Source organism: Streptomyces sp. NPDC102274, from assembly GCF_044766385.1.
Lineage (GTDB): Bacteria > Actinomycetota > Actinomycetes > Streptomycetales > Streptomycetaceae > Streptomyces.
Map to the genome: position 1 here is coordinate 1 of NZ_JBIWLW010000023.1, position 20,741 is coordinate 20,741.

The 20,741-nt window shown below is 69.0% G+C and carries 21 protein-coding genes; 14 read left to right on the plus strand and 7 right to left on the minus strand.

Annotated features, from left to right (window positions below):
* Positions 1-116 precede the first annotated feature (116 nt).
* From ACIRQP_RS27125 to ACIRQP_RS27140, 4 genes are all read right to left on the minus strand, one after another.
* On the minus strand, positions 117-1,589 hold the full coding sequence (locus ACIRQP_RS27125) for a GntP family permease (RefSeq protein WP_403893811.1): 1,473 nt from the start codon (positions 1,587-1,589) through the stop codon (positions 117-119).
* 169 nt (positions 1,590-1,758) lie between these two features.
* Positions 1,759-2,178, minus strand: a complete 420-nt coding sequence (locus ACIRQP_RS27130; protein WP_403893813.1) for a RidA family protein — start codon at positions 2,176-2,178, stop codon at positions 1,759-1,761.
* Positions 2,175-2,945, minus strand: coding sequence for an IclR family transcriptional regulator (locus tag ACIRQP_RS27135; protein WP_403893815.1), 771 nt, complete (start codon positions 2,943-2,945; stop codon positions 2,175-2,177). Before ACIRQP_RS27135 ends, ACIRQP_RS27130 begins: the two co-directional genes overlap by 4 nt.
* Positions 2,942-4,066: a sugar kinase gene (locus ACIRQP_RS27140; RefSeq protein WP_403893817.1), complete on the minus strand. Its 1,125-nt coding sequence runs from the start codon at positions 4,064-4,066 to the stop codon at positions 2,942-2,944. Before ACIRQP_RS27140 ends, ACIRQP_RS27135 begins: the two co-directional genes overlap by 4 nt.
* Before the next feature lie 150 nt (positions 4,067-4,216).
* On the opposite strand from ACIRQP_RS27140, the gene ACIRQP_RS27145 reads away from it, so the two are divergent.
* Together ACIRQP_RS27145 and ACIRQP_RS27150 are read left to right on the plus strand one after the other, a co-directional pair.
* On the plus strand, positions 4,217-5,533 hold the full coding sequence (locus ACIRQP_RS27145) for an amino acid deaminase (RefSeq protein WP_403893819.1): 1,317 nt from the start codon (positions 4,217-4,219) through the stop codon (positions 5,531-5,533).
* Positions 5,534-5,544: 11 nt separating this feature from the next.
* Positions 5,545-7,176, plus strand: a complete 1,632-nt coding sequence (locus ACIRQP_RS27150) for an amidohydrolase family protein (protein ID WP_403893821.1) — start codon at positions 5,545-5,547, stop codon at positions 7,174-7,176.
* Between the two features lie 103 nt (positions 7,177-7,279).
* Here ACIRQP_RS27150 and ACIRQP_RS27155 read toward each other — a convergent pair whose 3' ends face one another.
* Positions 7,280-7,627 (minus strand): DoxX family protein, encoded by a 348-nt coding sequence (locus ACIRQP_RS27155; protein WP_403893823.1) that lies wholly within the window; start codon positions 7,625-7,627, stop codon positions 7,280-7,282.
* 282 nt (positions 7,628-7,909) lie between these two features.
* Here ACIRQP_RS27155 and ACIRQP_RS27160 point away from each other — a divergent pair, with 282 nt between their 5' ends.
* The 6 genes from ACIRQP_RS27160 (at position 7,910) to ACIRQP_RS27185 (ending at position 14,378) form a co-directional block, all read left to right on the plus strand.
* A complete protein-coding gene (locus ACIRQP_RS27160; protein WP_403893825.1) occupies positions 7,910-9,121 on the plus strand; it encodes a pyridoxal phosphate-dependent aminotransferase in 1,212 nt (403 codons plus the stop codon).
* A gap of 128 nt (positions 9,122-9,249) precedes the next feature.
* Positions 9,250-9,636 (plus strand): hypothetical protein, encoded by a 387-nt coding sequence (locus tag ACIRQP_RS27165; RefSeq protein WP_403893827.1) that lies wholly within the window; start codon positions 9,250-9,252, stop codon positions 9,634-9,636.
* Positions 9,637-9,859: 223 nt separating this feature from the next.
* Positions 9,860-10,960, plus strand: coding sequence for a hypothetical protein (locus ACIRQP_RS27170; protein WP_403894105.1), 1,101 nt, complete (start codon positions 9,860-9,862; stop codon positions 10,958-10,960).
* Positions 10,961-10,997: 37 nt separating this feature from the next.
* The gene (locus ACIRQP_RS27175; RefSeq protein WP_403893829.1) at positions 10,998-12,188 is read left to right on the plus strand and encodes a toxic anion resistance protein; all 1,191 of its coding nucleotides are present in this window, start codon (positions 10,998-11,000) and stop codon (positions 12,186-12,188) included.
* Complete coding sequence (locus ACIRQP_RS27180) at positions 12,185-13,786, plus strand: substrate-binding domain-containing protein (protein WP_403893831.1); 1,602 nt, start codon at positions 12,185-12,187, stop codon at positions 13,784-13,786. The genes ACIRQP_RS27175 and ACIRQP_RS27180 overlap by 4 nt, the downstream gene beginning before the upstream one ends.
* Entirely contained in the window at positions 13,773-14,378 is a 606-nt protein-coding gene (locus tag ACIRQP_RS27185) for a hypothetical protein (protein WP_403893833.1), read from the plus strand. The genes ACIRQP_RS27180 and ACIRQP_RS27185 overlap by 14 nt, the downstream gene beginning before the upstream one ends.
* Before the next feature lie 134 nt (positions 14,379-14,512).
* Here ACIRQP_RS27185 and ACIRQP_RS27190 read toward each other — a convergent pair whose 3' ends face one another.
* The gene (locus ACIRQP_RS27190) at positions 14,513-14,989 is read right to left on the minus strand and encodes a TrmO family methyltransferase (RefSeq protein ID WP_403893835.1); all 477 of its coding nucleotides are present in this window, start codon (positions 14,987-14,989) and stop codon (positions 14,513-14,515) included.
* 34 nt (positions 14,990-15,023) lie between these two features.
* Entirely contained in the window at positions 15,024-16,184 is a 1,161-nt protein-coding gene (locus ACIRQP_RS27195; protein ID WP_403893837.1) for a Tat pathway signal protein, read from the minus strand.
* A 567-nt stretch (positions 16,185-16,751) separates the two neighbouring features.
* Here ACIRQP_RS27195 and ACIRQP_RS27200 point away from each other — a divergent pair.
* The 6 genes from ACIRQP_RS27200 (at position 16,752) to ACIRQP_RS27225 (ending at position 20,726) form a co-directional block, all read left to right on the plus strand.
* Positions 16,752-17,201: an ATP-binding protein gene (locus ACIRQP_RS27200; RefSeq protein WP_403893839.1), complete on the plus strand. Its 450-nt coding sequence runs from the start codon at positions 16,752-16,754 to the stop codon at positions 17,199-17,201.
* 2 nt (positions 17,202-17,203) lie between these two features.
* Complete coding sequence (locus tag ACIRQP_RS27205; protein WP_403893841.1) at positions 17,204-17,665, plus strand: DUF6415 family natural product biosynthesis protein; 462 nt, start codon at positions 17,204-17,206, stop codon at positions 17,663-17,665.
* A gap of 86 nt (positions 17,666-17,751) precedes the next feature.
* A complete protein-coding gene (locus tag ACIRQP_RS27210) occupies positions 17,752-18,801 on the plus strand; it encodes a radical SAM protein (RefSeq protein WP_403894108.1) in 1,050 nt (349 codons plus the stop codon).
* Positions 18,798-19,448, plus strand: coding sequence for a thymidylate kinase (locus ACIRQP_RS27215; protein ID WP_403893843.1), 651 nt, complete (start codon positions 18,798-18,800; stop codon positions 19,446-19,448). The genes ACIRQP_RS27210 and ACIRQP_RS27215 overlap by 4 nt, the downstream gene beginning before the upstream one ends.
* Positions 19,426-19,932 (plus strand): hypothetical protein, encoded by a 507-nt coding sequence (locus tag ACIRQP_RS27220; RefSeq protein WP_403893845.1) that lies wholly within the window; start codon positions 19,426-19,428, stop codon positions 19,930-19,932. The genes ACIRQP_RS27215 and ACIRQP_RS27220 overlap by 23 nt, the downstream gene beginning before the upstream one ends.
* Positions 19,929-20,726: an STM4013/SEN3800 family hydrolase gene (locus tag ACIRQP_RS27225; protein WP_403893847.1), complete on the plus strand. Its 798-nt coding sequence runs from the start codon at positions 19,929-19,931 to the stop codon at positions 20,724-20,726. Before ACIRQP_RS27220 ends, ACIRQP_RS27225 begins: the two co-directional genes overlap by 4 nt.
* Positions 20,727-20,741: the final 15 nt, after the last annotated feature.

The window sequence follows — 20,741 nt, forward strand, 5'->3', positions numbered from 1 at the left end:
GGCACCGCTGGCGCCTACGCCGTCAAGCCCAGGCGCGAGCCAGCCACTACCGCACCCGACGTAACCGACAGTGACACCACCGGCTGTAGTACTAGATGCAATACCGGGTATCGGACCTAGATGACCAGACTCAGCAGCGCCGCCACCACGAAGCCCGCCATCGACAGCACGGTCTCCAGGACCGTCCAGGACTTCAGGGTGTCGCGCTCCGATATGCCGAAGTACTTCGCGACCATCCAGAACCCGCCGTCGTTGACATGCGAGGCGAAGATCGAGCCCGCCGAGATCGCCATGATGATCAGGGCGAGATGCGCCTGCGAGAGGTCCTGGCCCTCGACCAGCGGCACGACGATACCGGCCGTGGTGACGATCGCGACCGTCGCCGAGCCCTGGGCGACGCGCAGGACGACCGAGATCAGCCAGGCCAGCAGGATGACCGGCAGGCCGACGTCGTTGAAGGTGTCGGCGAGGGCGTCCGCGATCCCGCTGCCCTTGAGGACCGCGCCGAAGACACCGCCGGCGCCGACGACGAGCAGGATGTTGCCGACCGGCTTGAGCGAGGCGGTGGAGACAGTCTCCAGGGACTTGCGGGACCAGCCCCGCCTGATGCCCAGCAGGTAGTACGCGAGCAGCAGCGCGATCGTCAGCGCCACGAAGGGGTGGCCGAAGAACTCGATGACCGAGCGGCCCGTCGACGGGTCGAGGGCGATCGACGAGAAGGTCGCGAGCAGGATCAGGAGGAGCGGGGTGCCGATGATCGCGAGGACCGTGCCGAGCGCGACCGGCGTCTCCCGGGGGGTGACACCCGCGGCGCGCTGCTCGGCGGCGACCGCGGCCTTGGCCTCCTCCGCCGCCTCGACCATGTCCTGCGGAACCTCGACGAAGATGCGCTTCCCGATCCAGGCGGCGTAGCCCCACGCGGCGAGAACGGCCGGGACGCCGACTATGACGCCCATCAGGATGACCCAGCCGAGGTCCACCTTGAAGAGTCCTGCCGCGGCCACCGGGCCGGGGTGCGGGGGCAGGAAGGCGTGGGTCATCGAGAGGCCGGCGAGCAGTGGCATCGCGTACAGCATGATCGATTTGCCGGACCGTTTGGTGGCGGCGTACACGATCGGCGCGAGCACGAAGATGCCGACGTCGAAGAAGACCGGGATACCGAAGACGACACCGGTGACGCCCATGGCGAGCGGGGCGCGCTTCTCGCCGAAGAGGTTCAGCAGCCGGGCGCTCAGCACCTCGGCGCCGCCGGACACTTCGAGGATCGCGCCGAGCATGGTGCCGAGTCCGATGATGATCGCGACATGGCCGAGGATGCCGCCCATCCCGGTCTCGATCATCGAGACGGCGGCGGACTTCTGGACCGTACCGAAGAGTTCGGTGACGGAGAGACCCGCCGCGAGGCCGACGGCTATGGAAACGCCGAGCAGCGCCACGAAGGGCTGGAGCCTGACCTTGATGATCAGGAAGAGGAGCAGGACGATGCCGAGGGCGGCGACGGTCAGCAGACCGGCGGTGCCGTCCATCAGGAACAGCAGACCCCCGGTGTGGGGCGGGGTCTCTGGTGGTGCGTCAGCGGCGAGCAGCATGGGGAGCCTCTAGGTCGTGGGCATGGGGGGATCACGACACGGCGCCCGGTCGGCGGGCGCCGTGCCGTACGGCGGCGCGGATACGCGTAAGACGTTCAGCGGTGCGGGTTTCCGGGACAGGGACGACGGGCGACGGAGGGACGGAGCGGCGGCGCGATGGAGCTACGGCTCAGCCGAGGACGGCCAGCGCGTCGATCTCGATCAACAGCCCCTTGGGCAGGCCCACATACACCGTCGTACGGGCGGCGGGCGCTTCCTTCAGACCCTGCTCGCCGAAGTAGGTGTTGTAGATCTCGTTCATCTCGGCGAAGTGGTCGACGTCGGTGAGGTAGACGCGCATCATCATGACGTCGTCCCAGCTCGCGCCGCCCTCCTCCAGGATCGCCTTGACGTTGGCGAAGGTCTGGAGGGTCTGCTCGCGCAGGGTCGGGCCCGCGACGGTGGGCGCCTGGCCCTCGACGGCCGGAAGGAAGCCGACCTGGCCCGCGACCTGAAGGATGTTGCCCTTGCGGACGCCGTGCGAGAACTTCGCCGGCGGGGTGGTGTGTGTCGCCGGGGTCAGCGCGGTCTTGGCGGTCTTGTCGGTCATGAAGCGTCCTTGCTGGGACTGGGGTGGGTGTTGCCGGAATACTCCCCGCTGATCGCGTCGGCGGTACGACGCACCAGCGGGAGCAGGGTGAGGAGTTCCTCGGCGGTGACGACGACATTCGGCGCGGAGACCGACATGGCGGCGACGACCCGGCCGTCCGCACCGCGGATGGGTGCGCCGACGCAGTTGATGGACTCCTCGTGGCCGCCGAGATCGGTGGCCCAGCCCTGTTCGTGTACGGTCGCCAGCTCCTTGAGGAAGGCGGCCGCGTTGGGGCTCGAACGGGGCGTGTACATGGGGTAGTCGAGGCGTTCGGCGAGCGCGCGGCGCTCCGCCTCGGGGAGGTCGGCGAGCAGCAGCTTGGCGACGGCGGCCACGGTGATCGCCACCGGTTTGCCGATCCGCGAGTACATCCGGACCGGGTAACGGCTCTCGACCTTGTCGATGTAGAGGACCTCGCCGTCCTCGTACACCGCGAGATGGACGGTATGGCCGCACTGGCTGTTGAGCGCGACCAGATGGGGGTGGGCGATGTCGCGCATGTCGAGATTCTCGACGGCCTCCTGGGCGAGCGCGAAGAGGCGCGCGCCGAGGCGGTAGCGGTTGTCCTGCTGGCGGTAGACGAGTCCGTGTTCATGCAGCGTACGGAGCAGCCGGAGCGCGGTGGACTTGTGGACGCCGAGCCGGTCGGCGACCCTCCCGAGGTCGGCGGGCCCCTGGGCGAGCAGCGGCAGAATGCTCAGTGCCCGGTCGACGGTCTGGCTCATGGGGTACGTACCTCCTGCTCCGTGACCGCCGTCCAGCCGGGGCCGAGACGAAGTGTGCCCCAGGCGGCGGCGTCGAGGTCCACGAGCCGGTCGGCGTCCGCCCGGGAGGGTGGCGTACCGAGGTCTCCGGGGACGGTGAGGGTCGCCGCGGCCGTCAGATGGCCGTGCCGGAGCCGGGCGGCGGCGGGCAGACCGCGGAGGGTCGCGGAGAGGAATCCGGCGGCGAAGGCGTCCCCGGCGCCGACGGGTGCGACGACATCGACGCGCAGCGCGGGCACGGACGTGACGGTGTCGGCGCCCTCGTCGCCTTGGCCCCCGTCGCTTTGGCCTCCCCCGTCGCCTTGGCCCCCGGTAACGCGGCCCGCGTCCACGCCGCCCACTTCCCGCTCGTACACCGTCGCCCCCGCGCTCCCCCGCTTCACCACCAGCGTCGCCGGCTCCGGGAGCGCGGCCCGGATCGCGTCCCCGCCGTGCAGGCCCCACGCCTCGGCCGCCTCGTCCTCACCGACGAAGACCAGATCGGCGCCCCGGGCGAGATCCAGCAGGACGCGGGCGCCCGAGCCGTCGCGCCAGAGCCCAGGACGGTGGTTGACGTCGAAGGAGAGCAGCGGGCGTCCCGGCGCGCGGGCGGTCAGCTCACGCATCAGGGCGAGGCAGTCGTCCGAGAGCGCGGCCGTGATGCCCGACACGTGCAGCAGGCGCCCGGCCCACAGGTCGTCGTACGACAGGGTCCCCGGCGCCATCGCGGAGGCGGCGGAGCCCGCCCGGTAGTAGGCGACCTCGTGCGCGTCGGTGGCGCGGTCCGTCGCCGTACGGAAGTAGATGCCGGTGGGCCGGTCCGGGTCGCGGCGTACGCCCGAGGTGTCGACCCCGTACGCGGCGATCGCGTCGACGAGATGGTCGCCGAAGCCGTCGGCGCCGACCCGGCTGACCCACTTGACGGTGTGCCCGGCCGCGGCCAGCGCGCAGGCGACATTGGATTCGGCGCCGCCGATCGTACGGGCGAAGGAGGGGACGTCGGCGAGGCGGCCCGGGAGCGAGGGCAGGAAGGTGACCATGGATTCACCGAGGCAGACGACATCCACGCCGGGGTGGAGGTCCGTGTCTACGGTTCCGGTCACTCTGGGGCTCCTCGCCGCTCGACCGGCCCGCGCCGGTCACCGTGACGGGTCACCATTGACCCGCTGTCGGCTCGGATGTTAGACAGCCCTGAGCGATATGCGCAATGGTCATTGCATGTAGTGCAACGATATCGACAGTGGGGAGGCTCCATGGCCGCCGGACGACGAACGGACGAGCTGAACGAGCTCAAGGGGCCCAAGGGGCTCAAGGAATTGAGCGACGAGCGCGTCGACCACCGCTTCAAGGCCCTCCCGCCGGACGCCGACGGCCTCACCGTCGGCGCACTCGCCGCCGAGCGCCGCTCCCTGTTCACCGGTGGCTTCACCACCCCGGTCCTCGCCCTCTCCGCCGAGTCGGTCGAGCACAACCTCGCGCTCCTGGAGACCTACTCCGAGCGCCACGGCCTCGCCTTCGCCCCGCACGGCAAGACCTCCATGTCCCCGCGGCTCTTCGCGCGCCAGCTGGAGCACGGCGCCTGGGGCATCACCGCCGCCGTGCCCCACCAGGCCCGCGTCTACCGCGCGTTCGGCATCCAGCGGATCTTCCTCGCCAATGAAGTGGTCGACGCGGCGGCGCTGCGCTGGCTCGCCGCCGAGCTGGACCGCGACCCCGGCTTCCGCCTCATCTGCTACGTCGACTCCGTGCGCGGCGTCGAGCTGATGGACGAGGCCCTGCGCGCCGCCGGCGCCGGCCGCCCGGTGGAGGTCGTGGTCGAGCTGGGCGCCGGTGAGGGGGCGCGTACCGGCGCGCGTACGGAGGCGGAGTGCGCGGCGGTCGCGGACGCGGTGGCCGCCGTACCGACCCTGCGGCTGACCGGGGTCGCCGGTTACGAGGGCGAGGTGCCGGGAGCGGACGGCGAGAAGGTCCGCGCCTGGCTGCGCCGACTGGTCGCGCTGGCCGCGGAGTTCGACGCGGCGGGGCGGTTCGGGGACACGGACGAGATCGTGCTCAGCGCGGGCGGCAGCGCGTGGTTCGACGCGGTCGCCGATGTCTTCGCGGAGGTCCCCGCCCTCTCCCGGCCCGTGCTGAAGCTGCTGCGCTCCGGCGCGTACGTCTCGCACGACGACGGCCATTACCGCCATCTCACCCCCTTCAACCGCGTTCCAGAGGAGGGTTCCCTCCAGCCCGCCTTCCGGCTCTGGGCGCAGGTCGTCTCCCGTCCGTCGGCCGGGCAGGCGTTCGTCAACGCCGGTAAGCGGGACGCGGCGTACGACCTCGATCTGCCGGTGGCGCAGGTGGTACGGGACGGCAGGACCGGCGAGATCCGCCCGGCGGCGGGGATCACGGTGACGGGCCTGTCCGACCAGCACGGCTGGCTGACCACGGCGCCCGAAGCCGCCCTGGAGGTCGGCGACTGGGTGGGCATGGGGCTGTCCCACCCCTGTACGTCGTTCGACAAGTGGCAGCTGATCCCGCTGGTGGAGGCGGACGGCACGGTCACCGACCTCGTCCGTACGTTCTTCTGAGGAGCCCGCACATGGATCTCGTCATTCGCGACGTACGGGTCATCGACGGCACGGGCGGCCCTTCGTACCGCGCCGATGTCGGCGTCGAGGACGGCCGTATCGCGGCGATACGGCGCGAGGGCGAGCCGCGTCCGTCCGGCGCCCGCGTCCTGGACGCCGCCGGGCTCGCCCTCTCCCCCGGCTTCATCGACATGCACGCGCACAGCGATCTCGCCCTGCTGCGCGACCCCGACCACTCCGCGAAGGCCGCGCAGGGCGTCACCCTCGAAGTGATCGGCCAGGACGGGCTGTCGTACGCGCCCGTGGACGACGCGACCCTCGCGCAGGTCCGGCAGACGATCACCGGCTGGAACGGCGGTGCGCCCGGGGACACCACCGTCGACTTCGACTGGCGCACGGTCGGCGGCTATCTCGACCGGCTCGACCGCGCCTTCGAGGGCCAGGGCTTCGACGGCGGGGGCATCGCGGTCAACGCCGCGTATCTGGTCCCGCAGGGCACGGTCCGTATGTACGCGGTCGGCTGGGACGACCGGCCCGCCACGGACGCCGAACTCGCCCGCATGAAGCAATTGGTGGCCGAGTCGATGGAGCAGGGCGCGGTCGGGATGTCCTCGGGGCTGACCTACACGCCCGGGATGTACGCGAACGACTCGGAACTGGCCGAGCTGTGCCGGGTGGTGGCGCGGTACGACGGCTACTACTGCCCGCATCACCGCTCGTACGGCGCCGGTGCGCTCCAGGCGTACGAGGAGATGGTGACGCTCACCCGGAAGGCGGGCTGCGCCCTGCATCTCGCCCACGCCACCATGAACTTCGGTGTGAACAAGGGCAGGGCGCCCGAGTTGCTCACACTGCTCGACGAGGCCCTGGGCGCGGGCGCGGACATCTCGCTCGACACGTATCCGTACACCCCCGGGTGCACGACGCTCGTCGCGATGCTGCCCAGTTGGGCGAGTGAGGGCGGTCCCGACGCGATCCTGGAGCGGCTGCGCGACGGGGCGACCGCCGAGAGGATCCGCCACCACATGGAGGTCATCGGCGCGGACGGCTGTCATGGCGTGCCCATCGAGTGGGACACCATCGAGATCTCCGGCGTCTCGGCCCCCGGTCTCGCGGACCATGTCGGCAGGACGGTCGCGGACTCGGCGGCGCGGGCGGGCGAGGCCCCGTGGACGACGGCGCGCAGGCTGCTGATCGAGGACCGGCTCGGCTCGACGATCCTCCAGCATGTGGGACACGAGGAGAACGTCCGGCAGATCATGCGCCACCGCGTCCACACGGGCGGCAGCGACGGCATCCTCCAGGGCGCGAAGCCGCATCCGCGCGCCTATGGCACGTTCCCGCACTATCTCGGCCGGTACGCGCGGGAGCTGGGTGTCCTGACCCTGGAGGAGTGCGTGGCGCACCTCACCGCTCGCCCCGCCGCCCGGCTCCGGCTCCCCGACCGGGGCCTGGTCCGCGAGGGCTACCGCGCGGACCTGGTCCTCTTCGACCCGGACACCGTCGCGGCGGGCTCCACCTTCGAGAAACCACGCACGCCGCCGGTGGGCATCCCGCATGTGCTGATCGACGGCCGGTTCGTGATCGAGGACGGCCGCCGCACGAATGTCCTGGCGGGCCGCTCGGTGCGCCGCACCACCTGAACGGCCGATCCCGGCCGGCCGGCGGCCGAGAGCGCCCGGCTCACCGCGGCAAGAAGAATGCCCCGGCGACCACGTGATGGCCGCCGGGGCATTCTCCGATCGCTCAGGCCGAGGCCAGGCGCAGCACCAGCGCGGCGACGGCGAGCAGGAAGAGGACGACGACCGGCGCGATCGCGTAGTCCTTGGCCCGCAGATGCGTGACGGCGGCGCCGATGAAGTAGAGGACCACGCCGATCGCGGCGGCGGCGCCGAGCAGCGGCACCCAGAGCCCGACGATCAGTCCGACAGCGCCCGCCGCCTTCAGCGTGGCAAGGCGCGGCAGCCAGCTCTCGGGCACACCGAGCCCGAGCATCGAGCCGACGATCTTCTCCTGCCGGGTGAAGGTACCGACGGCGGAGCCGGTCAGGGCGACGGCGAGCAGGATGCCGACGACGGCATAGGCGATGAACACGATGACCTCTCGGAAGACATGGATGGCGACTGTCGGCCGCGGGGCACGGGCCTCTGGGAACCGGCCAAGCGGGACGGGTCGAGCGGAACTGCCACCGACCGGGCCCGGCCGATTTCCTCAGTACCTTATTTTAAGTAAGCGAGATCCGCCAGACCCGCGCGCACCGCCCGGCGCGCGCGACGGCGTCGCGAGGCGGGCGAAGTGGTTCTGCGGGGGCGAAGTGGTTCGGACGTGGCCAAAACCACCGGGCACCCCCGCCCGCGGCGCCGTAAGGTGGCCGCCATGCAGGTCATCCAGTCGACGAAGCTCGCCAACGTCTGTTACGAGATCCGGGGCCCGGTCCTCGATGAGGCGATGGCCCTGGAAGCAGCGGGCCACCGCATCCTCAAGCTCAACACCGGCAACCCCGCGGCCTTCGGCTTCGAGTGCCCGCCGGAGATCCTTGAGGACATGCTCCGCAACCTGTCCGGCGCACACGGCTACGGCGACGCGAAGGGGCTGCTGTCCGCGCGCCGCGCGGTGATGCAGCACTACCAGACCAAGGGCATCGAGCTGGGCGTCGAGGACATCTATCTCGGCAACGGCGTCTCCGAGCTGATCCAGATGTCGATGCAGGCGCTGCTGGACGACGGCGACGAGGTGCTCGTACCCGCCCCGGACTATCCGCTGTGGACCGCCTCGGTCTCGCTCGCGGGCGGTACGGCCGTGCACTACCGCTGTGACGAGCAGGCGGACTGGATGCCGGACCTCGCCGACATCGAGCGGAAGATCACCGATCGGACCAAAGCGATCGTGATCATCAATCCGAACAATCCGACCGGCGCCGTCTACGGCGAGGAGATGCTCGGCGCGCTCACCGAGATCGCCCGCCGCCACCATCTGATCGTCTGCTCCGACGAGATCTACGACCGGATCCTCTACGACGGGGCCACCCACACCCCGACCGCCGCCGTCGCGCCCGATCTGCTCACCCTCACCTTCAACGGGCTCTCCAAGAACTACCGGGTGGCCGGGTTCCGCTCCGGCTGGCTGGCGGTCTGCGGCCCCAAGGCGCACGCCGCGTCGTACATCGAGGGGCTGACGATCCTGGCCAATATGCGGCTGTGCGCCAATATGCCGTCGCAGCACGCGGTGGCCACGGCGCTGAACGGCCGGCAGTCGATCCAGGATCTGGTGCTGCCGGGCGGCCGGATCCTGGAGCAGCGGAACACCGCGTACGACCTGCTCACCTCGATCCCGGGCGTGACCTGCGTAAAGCCCAAGGGCGCGCTCTATCTCTTCCCCCGGCTCGACCCCAAGGTCTACAAGATCAAGGACGACCGGCAGATGGTGCTCGATCTGCTGCGCACCGAGAAGATCATGGTCGTGCACGGCACGGGGTTCAACTGGCCGGAACCGGACCACTTCCGGATCGTGACGCTGCCCGCGGCCCAGGATCTGGCCGACGCGGTGACCAGGATCGGCAGGTTCCTGGAGGGATATTCCCAGCCGTAGCCCGCCGCGGTCACTCTTTCGGCGGACACCGCCGGCAGTCGGTCAACGCCGACAGCCGTCAGACCGCTCTCAACTTTAGACTGAATCCAAGGTAGGATGGTCTCCTGACCACGCCAGGAGGCCCTCCTATGTACGAGCCGATCCGTACCAAGTCGGTCCACGCGCTGGCCGACACCGCCGACTTCCCCCACCGCACCCGCGAGGAAGAGCTGAACATCCAGCTCGCCGGGCATCTCTCCGCGCTGCTCGCCGTCACGGACGAGCTCGGCCTCGACGAGGCCGCCGAGTCCATCGCCGGACAGATCGCCAGGCTGCGCGGGGCCCCGCCGGCCCGGCACGCAGGGCTCACCGGCGCCGATCCGGCCGCGCTGCACCGCCGCGCGCTCGCCCTCGCGGGCCGCGCCCTGGTCGTCGCCGCCTCGCGCGCCGACACCGCGGCGGCGATCCTCTCCGCCGAGCGCATGGACGCGCACACCGCCGCGCTGCACGAGCCCCGGCTCGTCGGCGCCCACTGACGGCCCCGGTCCGCGGGCCGCGGAGGCGCGCGGACCGGGCGCCACACATGGCATGGCCCGGTGTATGACGCGGTCCGGTGTATGACGCGGTCCGGTCTCGGTCGCGTCGGGACGAACGGATCCCTCCGGTTCCGCACGTCGGCCGGATCAGGACGAACGCATGCCTCCGGTTCCGCACCGGGATGGGCCCTTCACCTTCCGTACACCCAACTCCCCCCAGAACATAGGCTTCTGGGAGCACGCTTCCCTCGTGAAACGCATCGTAGGAATCGTTCTGGCGGTGCTGCTGATCGGCGGCGTGGCAGCGGCCGTCGTAGCAGGCCGGGAAGACTCGGGAACGAAGACCGTGCGGGGTGTGATCGGTTCGGAGAAGAGCGAGTTCTTCGCCGATCCCGATGTGGTGAAGGCCCTGGCGGACAAGGGCTTCACCGTCAAGACGGAGACCTCGGGTTCCTGGGCCATGGAGGAACTGCCCCTCACCGGCTATGACTTCGCCTTTCCGGCGTCCGAGGCCCCGGCCACGGAGCTGGACACGAAGTACAAGGTGTCCGGCAGCCCGCTGCGGCCCTTCTACTCGCCGCTCGTCGTCGTCGCGCACCGCCCGGTCGCCCAGGTCCTGGCACGCAACGGGCTGGCCACTCTCGACGGGAAGCCGGGCGCCGAAGCGCGCGGCACGCTCCGGATGGACCCGTTCCTCGACGCGGTCCGCGCGGACCGTACCTGGCAGCAGCTCAAGGGCGCCTCGGCGCACGCCGAGCTGAAGGGGACGGTCTTCATCAGCAGCACCGACCCCGAGACCTCCAACTCCGGCGCGCTCTATCTCGCCGCCGCGTCCTTCATCGCCAACGGCGGACTCGTCTCCGACGCCGGTGGAGTCGACCGTACAGCGCCGCTGCTCAGGAAGCTGATCGCGCCGCAGGGTACCCAGCAGACCAGCTCCGACGCGCCGTTCCGGGACTTCATCACCGGCGCGGGCAATCCGCTGGTGCTGGTGTACGAGTCGCAGGTGGCCTCGCTGCTGCTCCAGAAGCAGGACGTCGGAGACATGGTGGTGCTCTATCCGGACACCACGGTCAACAGCGCCCACACTCTCGTCCCGCTCACCGACGACGGCCGCGCGCTCGGCGAGCTGCTCACCACCGACAAACGGCTGCGCGAGCTGGTGGTACGCCACGGCTTCCGCCCGCAGGGAGCGGCGCCCGAGTTCAACGCGGCGACCGCACCCCACGCGGCCTATCTCAACCAGACGCTGACCGGCGTCCACCAGGTGCAAGTGCCCACCACCAAGTGGCTCCAGGCGATGGCGCGGCGCAGCCGCTCCTGATGTTTTCCCGGCATCAGCTCATATTCAGGGGGACCAGATGACCACAGACAACACGGCGGGCGCGCCGAGCGAGCTGATCCTCACGCCGCCCGAGCCCGTCGCCCCGGTGCGTACCGAACAGGCGGCGGGGCTGGTACCGCTCGACGCCTCCGTACGCGACGAGATGACCCGGCGCGCCACGGACTATGTCGGCTCGCTCGCCGGCCTCGACGCGCGCTCGCCCGAATTCACCACGCGCATCGGGGAGATCGCGGCCCTCGGCTCCGGTGAGATCCGCGGCGCCGCCCAGCAGTCCAACCGGATGCTGGACCGTACGATCCGCTCGCTCGCGTCCGGCGGCGAGGAAGCCCAGTCCCGGGTGTCGTCCTCGCTCGTCGAACTGCGCCGTACGGTCGAGGACCTGGACCCGCGCGACACCCCGGGCAAGGGCGCCCGCAAGCTCCTCTCCCGGCTGCCGGGCGGCAACAAACTGCGCGACCACGCCGCCAAGTACGCCTCCTCGCAGGCCACCTTGAACCGGATCGTCAGCTCGCTCAGGGGCGGCCAGGACGAACTGCGGCGCGACAACGCCGCGCTGCACACCGAGCGCACGCGCCTGTGGGAGACCATGGGCAAGCTCCAGGAGTACGCGGTCCTCACCGAGGCGCTCGACACCGCGATCGGGGAGCGCATCACGGCGGTCGACATGACCGACCCGACGCAGGCCGACGCGCTGCGCGCCGATGTCCTCTTCCCCGTCCGGCAGAAGCACCAGGACCTGCTGACCCAGCTCGCGGTGTGTGCGCAGGGCTATCTGGCGATGGACGTCGTACGGCGCAACAACGAGGAGCTGATCAAGGGCGTCGACCGGGCCGCGACCACCACGGTCTCGGCGCTGCGGATCGCCGTGATGCTGGCCTCGGCCCTGGACAACCAGCGCAAGGTGACCGAGCAGGTGAACGTGTTGCGCTCGACCACCGAGGACCTGATCCGGGGCAACGCGGAGATGCTCGCCACCCAGAGCGGTGAGATCCAGCGCATCGCGGCGGACCCGGCGGTCGGGGCGGAGACGCTGCGGTCGGCGTTCCAGCAGATCTACCGGACGCTGGACGCGATCGACACGTACAAGATCCAGGCGACGGAGTCGATGGCGTCGACCGTGGAGTCGCTGACGGCGGAGCTCCGGACCGCGAGCACGCATCTGGAGCGGACCCGGTCCGCGGGCGCGCTGGAAGGCGGCCTTCAGTGAGACGACGGCTGAGGCTGACGGCCACGCTGATCGCGGCGCTGCTCACCGCCACCGCCTGCTCGTCGGGCGGCGGGTCGAAGGACCCCGGCGACGACGGCGCCGACACCGCGTACCACCCCGGCACCCTGCGGGTGCTCGCCTCCAGCGAACTCGCCGACATGCGGGGCGTGCTGGACGAGGCGGAGCGGAAGACCGGCGTGAAGGTACGCCCCACCTGGACCGGCACGCTGGACGCCGCCGAGCTGATCGCGTCCGGCAAGGCCGACGGGAAGTACGACGCGGTGTGGCTGTCGTCCAACGACTATCTGCGGCTGCACCCGGACACGGCCAAGCGCCTCACCAACGAGACACCGGTCATGTCCTCCCCCGTCGCCCTCGGCGTCAAGGCGGCCACGGTCGCCCGGCTCGGCTGGCAGCCGGACGAGGTCACCTGGTCCCAGGTGCACCAGGCGGTGGTGGCCGGGAAGCTGACGTACGGGATGACCGACCCCGTACGCTCCAACTCCGGTTTCTCCGCGCTGATCTCGGTCGCCTCCGGGCTGTCGGGCGCGCAGTCCGCGCTGACGGACACGGATGTGCGCCGGGCGGCGCCGAAGCTGAAGGAGTTCTTCACCGGGCAGAAGCTGACCTCCGGGTCCTCCGGCTGGCTGGCCGGCGCGTACACCCGGCGCGGCAGCGTGGACGCGCTGGTCAACTACGAGTCGGTGCTGCTCTCCATGAACCGCGACAGCCATACCGGACTCACCGTGATCCGCCCGAAGGACGGGGTGGTGACCGCCGACTACCCGCTGACGCTGCTGACATCGGCGTCCCAGGAGGCGCGGGAGTCCGGCCAGGCGCTCACCTCGTATCTGCGCGGCCCGGAGGCGCAGCGGGCGCTGACCGAGGAGACGTTCCGCCGCCCGGTCGTCCCGTCGGTGAAGCCCGCGGCGGGGCTGGACGGCGAGAAGCGGCGCGAACTGCCCTTCCCCGGCTCGCGTTCGGTCGCGGACGGGCTGCTCGACTCGTACGAGAACCAGCTGCGCCGGCCCTCACGCACTGTGTACGTACTGGACACCTCGGGCTCGATGAACGGTGAGCGGCTGTCCCGGCTCAAGGCGGCGCTGGCCGGGCTCACGGGCACGGACGACTCCGCGACCGGGGAGCGCTTCCGGGACCGGGAGGAGGTGACGCTGATGCCGTTCGGCTCGTCGGTGAAGCGGATCCGTACGCATACGGTGGACCCGCGCGACCCGGCCACCGCGCTGAACGGGATCCGTACGGACGCCGGGGCGCTGACCGCGTCGGGCGACACGGCGATCTACAGCAGCCTGCGGGAGGCGTACGCGCGGCTGGGCACGGGCGGCGCCGACGCCTTCACCTCGATCGTGCTGATGACGGACGGCGAGAACACCACCGGGAGCAGCCCCGGCGACTTCGACGCCTTCTACGCGAACCTGCCGGCAGCCCAGCGGGCCACGCCCGTCTTCCCGATCCTGTTCGGCGACTCGGACCGCGCGGAGCTGACGCATATCGCCGATCTGACGGGCGGGCGGCTGTTCGACGCGACGGCCGGCTCGCTCGACGGGGCCTTCGAGGAGATCCGTGGCTACCAGTAGATTCCTCGGATACGTGGAGTCCCGCAAGAACCTCACCGGCAGCGCGGCGGGGCTGGCGGGACTGGCCCTCACCTTCACCGGACTCGCGGGCGCGTACTGGCCGGTGGTCGTCGCCGGACTGTACGGCGCGGGCGCGCTGCTCGCCCCGCCCGAGCGTCCCGAGGCGCCGCCCTTCACCGACCCGTCCGAGCAACTGGACGAGCTGCGCGGTGACTTCGAGCAGCTCATGTCCTATCTGGGCGAGGTGGACCTGCCTCCCGCCGCCGCCGGCCGGCTGACCGAGCTGACCGAAACCCTGGCCGCCCTGCTGGAGCCGGGCTGGGTCACGGACGCCCTGGCCGTGGACCCGGAGGCGGTCCACACCCTGTCCAGGGCGGTCCGCCAGGACATCCCGGAGTCGGTGGACACCTTCGTACGCACCCGCTGGTGGACCCGTCTCCAACCGGGCACCGAGCCGCCGGAACGCCATCTGGAGCGCCAGTTGACGGTGCTCTACGACGAGGCGCGCGCGCTGGCGACGGCGCTGCGGGAGGCGGAGTCGCGCAGGCAGGAGACGCATACGCGGTACTTGGAGGAGCGGAGCAAGGACTGACCGGGGCTGTAGGAACGAACCTGCCGCAGGCCTCGGGCGCGGAATCCTGATCGGCGTGGCCGGAGCCGCCGTGGGCGGTGACGACCCTGCCGACGATGGCGAGGCCGCGGCCCCAGCCGCCCGCTTCCTACCGGTCAACGCTGGACAGACCAGTAGTCCGACAGCATCTCGTTCGGCCAAAGAGGTTCGCGGATTGTGCCACGCGGCCCCATTTCCGTGAAGAAGGGACCCAGGTCATACACGGCTGTGCCGTGGACAGCGTCCAGGTCCGTGACGTGTAGGTCCAGCCCCTCTACCTTCTTCAACCTGGGGAAACTCGTCGCCAGCTGGTTGGGCCTTCGGTGGTTTCGATGCGCGAACGTGCCACTCGGCGGCCAAGCGGGGTTGTTCCGGGGGCTTCGGGCATGGAGGGCAACATCGTCGCTCGACGCTTGGTCGAAGTGCCAGATGACTATCAGATGGGAGAACTCCTCCAAACCCTGAACGACTTCTTGCGGAAAGTCCGGATTGAGGCGAATGATCGACCCGATGTCGCCCCAATAGTCGTCCACCACCTCTGAAACTCCCCCGACCACGGTGCCGATCGGCTTGATTTCGAGCGGTTGCGTCATACCCGCGTCCCCTCACTCGATTCGTTATCGCCAGTCAATGTATCTGTGCCAGGTATGCGGTGGCACGGGCGTCAACAGCCGCGACGGCCGCGATGTTACGCCGCTTGTACGGGGACAGGAGTCGGCGCATATCGACGACAGCTTGACGTGCTCTTCCGGAGTAGATGCCATCTTCCATCGACTCCAGGAGGTTGCTCCAGGTGGCGCAGGCCTCCTCGACACCACCTCCCACCATCTGTGTGGCCCCAAGGTATCCAAGCGTTACAGCGTGTGTGCGCCGGAACGCCGCCCCACGGGTGCGGGCAGAGTGCCGAAATTCGCGCATGGCGCCGCGGTGGTCACCAAGGTCTTTGAGTGTGCACACAGTCTCGTGTGCGAGTGCTGCCTCACCGAAGAAGAACGTCCGATTGGGCTCCGGAATGTCGTCGCTCGCTGTCGCAAGGTCGTCTTCGGCGAGCAGAAGTGCCTTCGTGGCTTGCTGCCTTCGTCCTGTAGCTGCCAGGCTGCGGGCGTGGATCACGCCGAGCAGGGCCCGCTCCCTGGGTGTGGCCGACGCGTAACGATCACCCTGTACAGACGCTGTCGCGAGTTCGAGCCCTCGCTGCGAAAAACCCAGGTCTAGTGACTGGTGGGCCATGGCCCGGAGGATGTGGCCGATGAGGGGAGGGTCATCAGCCTGCGCAGCGAGCTTTACCGCCAGTACGAAGTACTGCTGGCCGATTGCATGTTCGCCGTTGTCAAAGGCCATCCATCCTGAAAGATAAGACAGTTCTGCTGCGGCCGAGAACATCGCACTTCGCACCCGAGCATTCGGAAAGCGACCGTGCAGGAAGTCCCTGACGTCGGAATGCAGATACTGGACAAGAGCCTTTCGGCCGTGTCCGCCCCCTCGCCGCTGGTCCATCCTTGAGAAAGCCACCGTCAATTCCTGGACGGTTGCGACATCGCCCCGGCCAACCCGTTGCCCGCTCAGGGATGTGTCAGTCGGCTGGCGGGCCATCGCTCCCCACCATTCGTGGTTCGGAAATCCTAGGCCGACGGTCGAGTACACCGCACCGGCCAGTAGCTTCCGCCGGTCCCCATCCAAGTCGCATCTCCCCAAGTCGGTCAGCGTGATCAGCGGATCGACACGCCAGTCCAAGGCTCCCGGCGCCGGCGAGTTGGCGACCGTGAAGCCGAGTTCATCGGTGGTCACCACACGCTTCAGACGTCGAGAGAACGCTTGTGCCAAGACTAAGGGGGCACGGCCCGACGGCTGGGTACCGCCAACCCACATGCTCAAGTGCGATCGCCCGATCTGCGTGATTTCGCCTCCGCCGTCATGTGACGACTCAGATACGACACGGTTGTAGGCGTTCACCGCCTGTGCCCGTGACCAGGCCGCTTCGTTGAGCAACCCGGCTAGCCGCTCGTTCCTCACGCGCGTCATGACGCTCCCCTGGCCCTCAGATGATCTTTGACCACTTTGCCGACCTTGCATTGCGGTGAAGCGGTAACGGCATCGGAACATACACCGTAGGGACAGCCCTTAGAGGGCCTGTCTCGATGTCACGCAAGAGGATTCGCCGGCGTTGATCTTTGACCACCTTGACCACCTTGCGGCCCTCGGGGTCATACCCACTTCGCGGTGAACACGGTTCGCTCTAAGTGTCCACCCGCTCACGGTGTTGAGCGAGATGTGAACTCCATGTCGTAGCAACTCCTTTCCGAGCGACGGCCTGAGGGGTACTGGGTGAGAGCCCGACCCACGATGGAGGGGCCTGTGAGTGCGCAAGATGTTGATCCGGTCTTGACTGAGTCCGTGGTCCGTGAATGGTCGATGGACTACACGATGGTCTACGGAGTGGTCTCTCTCGCCCGCATACACGCCCGTAGATACCTGACGCTGATGGATTGGCGTGGGGATGCGGAGAGCGCGGTGCTGATGGTGTCCGAGTTGGTTTCGAACGCCATCGACCACGGTCGCATCCCTGGTCACTTACTGACGGTGCGCCTGGCTATCCACGAGAGCGAGAGGCTGGTCATCGACGTGTCCGATCCCGTGGATTCCTTTCCGAAGTTCGGTGAGGTGATCGAGCCGGGGCCGGATGACGAGAGTGGTCGTGGCCTGCTGATGGTGCGTCATTTCGGGGGCCGACTGTCCTGGTACCCACGGCACGACTACGGCAAGACCGTGCGTGTCCTCGTCGAGCCGGGGGTGGAGGTGTTGTGAGTGTGGCCACTGACATCATCACCCCGGTCCAGTCTCCGCTGGGTCGCAGGTTTTCCGACGACTCGGAGACGCTGGAGCGGGTCCTGTGTGGACTTCAGGGACTGCCCATGCCCGTCATTCTGGAAGGCATCTACGAGAGTCTTGAGGCGGTTCTCGGCGAGTTCGGGGATCCCTCTCCGCCGCATGTCGAGCAACTGACAGAGCAGTTGGGGGCAGCTCTGATGCGGCTCGTGACCGCCATGCTCCGCATGGACCAGGAGCAGCTGGGCCGTGAGGCGGCCGTGGTGACCGAGCGGGCGCGTGCCGTGCGGGTGGAAACGCTGCCGGTGGGGTTCGTAGCTGGCCGGGGACTGATGCGTCGGCGGGCTTTGGCGGCTCTGGATCTCCTGGACCTGCTGATGGAGGAGGCCGGGAGACCACGACCGCGGCGAGGGGGAGGCCAATGGGCTGCGTCTGGCCTCTGAGGGCACGAACGCACCTCGCGCCGGGGTGTAAGGCACAACCTGTCAACGCGTTCTTCGCAGCACGCGGGCGGCATCAACCGCTTCGCGTGCACCCTGTCCGGAGGTCAGGATGTACCCACTGCCCGATCCTGTTGCCGTCGCCGGCGTCGACCACACGGCCTTACAGAACTTCGCGGGCCCTGCGCGGCCAGCTCCGTGTCTCGTTCACCCCGCGCTGCAACATCGCCTGCTGGTTCTGCCACAACGAAGGGGACGTACCGCCCCCGTTGACCCAGCAGGACCGCTCACAGCAGCCGCGCAGCCGCACACTCTCCCCGGACGGCTACCTGACACTGATCGACGCCCTGATGAACACGGGGCTCAAGCGCGTGTACTTCACCGGCGGAGAGCCCCTGACCTCTCCGATGGCCCGGCCTGTCCTGGAGCGACTGCCTGAACAAGGCCCGGACGCCTCCTACACCCTGATCACCAACGGCACCCGCATCCGCACCCACCAGTCCTGGCTGGCCCGCACCCGTCTGGACAAGGTGAAGGTGTCACTGCACTACTTCTCCGACGAAACCCTGCGCGCCATCGCCGGCACCCGCATCGGGATCGACACAGTGCTCGACGGCATCGAGGCGGCCCGCGCGACCTTCGAGCGGGTAGAGCTGAACACCCTGCTCCAGAAAGAGAACGCGCACGAAGTCGAGCGCATCTTGGACTTCGCACTTGAGCGGCGCCTGCCGATGCAGTTCATCGAGCTGGTCAGCACCGGCTTCAACGAAGCGCGAGCCGCCTCCGCTGTGTCGGCCGACGCGATCGTGGCCTATCTGCGCACGCTCACCTCGGACGAGCACACCGAAGTGGCCGGTGTCGGTCAAGGCCGCCGCGTCTTCTGTGTCGAGGGCGTCGAGATCGATGTGATCCACCGAAATCTGGGCCGCCATCACGTCGGCCAGTGCGGCACCTGCCCGCTGCGCTCCCGGTGTGTCGAGGGCTTCTGGGCAATGCGCGTCGATCACGACGGCGGCGTGCAGCCTTGCCTCCTCCGCGACGACCTGCGCATGAATGTCAACGAGCTTCTGGCCGACCCGAAGCGCCCTGTCGAGGCCGTGGCCGGACAGATCACGCGTTTCACCGAGGGGACCCTGTGAGCCTGCCGCCCGCCTACCAACCCCTGTACGACGAGAGCCCGTGCGGTCCGTTCATCGTGCTCGAAGGTGTCTCCGGCATCGGAAAGACCACGCTCACCAGCCTGTTGACGAAGCGCACGGAAGCAAGCAGTCTGCACACGCTGGCGCAGCCGCACACCGGCTGGTCATCAGCGGTGAACGCCAAGCTGCGCCCCCTGCCCCAGTTCGCGTTCTACCTGTCCGGCGTGCTGCACGCCTCTGACTCGTTACGCCTGACTCGCACCCTCGGCCCGGTCGTCGCCGACCGCTACGTCTTTTCCGTGATCGCCTGCCACGCAGCCGCGCACCACGTGGATGTCGACCACGTCTCCCGTCTCCTGGAGCCGTTCCGCCCCTATCTGGAAACTCCGACCCACACGTTCTACCTGCACTGCTCCGAGGCCGCACTACGCGAACGGCTGGCCGGCAAACCGGATGCGAAGAAAGACGACACCGATCTCCTCACCGTTCCGGGCCGCCTGTCCCAACTCCTGGAGAACTTCGCGACTGTGGCCGCCACTGACAACACTGCGGTCTGGGTCGACACCGACGGCAAGACCCCCGACAACCTCGCCGACTGGATCACCACCTACCTGGAGAACGACCGTGCTCAACCCCATCGACGCTGAGGCTGTCATCCGCAACGGCGGCGCGGTCGGCCGATTCCCCGGTCAGATCCACGAGGGCGTCGCCTGGTGGCTGGCGGCCTGTCTGATTGTCACTCAGAAGGCGAGACGCATCGCCGTGGCCCACGACGGGCACCATGCCATCACCGAGTTCGCCGATTCCTTCTGTCGCGGCGCGATCAACGCCCAGCACTATGCCTGCAACGTCCGCTACCTGGGCCATCAGACCGAAGCCCGGCTGCTGCTCGCTCTGAAGGACTTACGAGGAGTTCCCGGCGCTTGGCTGTCCGTGGACGGCTCCAACGACGACGCCATCGTGCACGTCCGGCTCTACAACCGGCAGGGCATCGTCCTCGACGACACCAACGGCCTTGCGGAGATTCGGCGCCTCATCGCCGAGGACCGCGTCCCACTCCCGGTGAACGCGCAGGCCAAAGGAACGATCGAGTCCTGGCATCCGCTACTCACCGACGGAGGCCGTTTGTGATCAACGCAGCCCAGATCATCGATTCCGGGACCAGCATCCTGTTCGTCACCCTGGATTCGTTGCGCCACGACGTCGCCCAAACTGCCTTCGACGAAGGCCGCACTCCGCGCCTGGCCAAACTCCTGCCCGGCGGAATGTGGGAGCGCCGGCAGACCCCCGGCACCTTCACCCTGCCCGCCCACATGGCTTTCTTCTCCGGCTTCCTGCCCAAGCTCCCACACCCCCACCAGCCACCACGGCTGTGGGAATGCCGCCCGCCGGCCTTCAAGACTGTGCCACCCGAGACGTTCGTGTTCGACGCCCCCAATCTCCTCGACGGCCTTGCCCTGCACGGCTACCGCACAGTGTGCGTCGGCGGCGTCACCTACTTCTCCGCTGAGACTCCCCTCGGGTCGGTCCTGCCCGCCATGTTTCAGGAAGCCCACTGGCGGTCCGAGTTCTGCTCCCCGGAGATCGATTCCACCCGCCACCAAGTCGACCAGGCCCTCGCACTTGCCGACACGTACGACGGCCGGCGCCCGCTGTTCCTGTTCGTCAACGTCTCCGCTACGCACGTGCCGCACGGGCACTACCTCGACAGCAGCACAGACACCACTGCCTCGCAGGCCGCGGCGCTCGCGTATGCCGACGAGCACCTGGGGCGGCTGCTCGACGTGCTCACGTCCAAGAGACGGTGGCTGGTCATCCTGTGCGCTGACCACGGCGACGCATACGGCGACGACGGCTATCAGGGCCGCGGCATCGCCCACCCCGTCGCATGGAACGTGCCATACGCGGCCTGGGTGCACGGGTGACCGCTACGCTCAGTC

Bases quoted from the DNA above. Each gene is read 5' to 3' on its own strand.
- ACIRQP_RS27135 (WP_403893815.1), bottom strand. From the start codon at position 2,945: ATGAGCCAGACCGTCGACCGGGCACTGAGCATTCTGCCGCTGCTCGCC.
- ACIRQP_RS27130 (WP_403893813.1), bottom strand. From the start codon at position 2,178: ATGACCGACAAGACCGCCAAGACCGCGCTGACCCCGGCGACACACACC.
- ACIRQP_RS27160 (WP_403893825.1), top strand. From the start codon at position 7,910: ATGCAGGTCATCCAGTCGACGAAGCTCGCCAACGTCTGTTACGAGATC.
- ACIRQP_RS27165 (WP_403893827.1), top strand. From the start codon at position 9,250: ATGTACGAGCCGATCCGTACCAAGTCGGTCCACGCGCTGGCCGACACC.
- ACIRQP_RS27125 (WP_403893811.1), bottom strand. From the start codon at position 1,589: ATGCTGCTCGCCGCTGACGCACCACCAGAGACCCCGCCCCACACCGGG.
- ACIRQP_RS27175 (WP_403893829.1), top strand. From the start codon at position 10,998: ATGACCACAGACAACACGGCGGGCGCGCCGAGCGAGCTGATCCTCACG.
- ACIRQP_RS27150 (WP_403893821.1), top strand. From the start codon at position 5,545: ATGGATCTCGTCATTCGCGACGTACGGGTCATCGACGGCACGGGCGGC.
- ACIRQP_RS27145 (WP_403893819.1), top strand. From the start codon at position 4,217: ATGGCCGCCGGACGACGAACGGACGAGCTGAACGAGCTCAAGGGGCCC.
- ACIRQP_RS27190 (WP_403893835.1), bottom strand. From the start codon at position 14,989: ATGACGCAACCGCTCGAAATCAAGCCGATCGGCACCGTGGTCGGGGGA.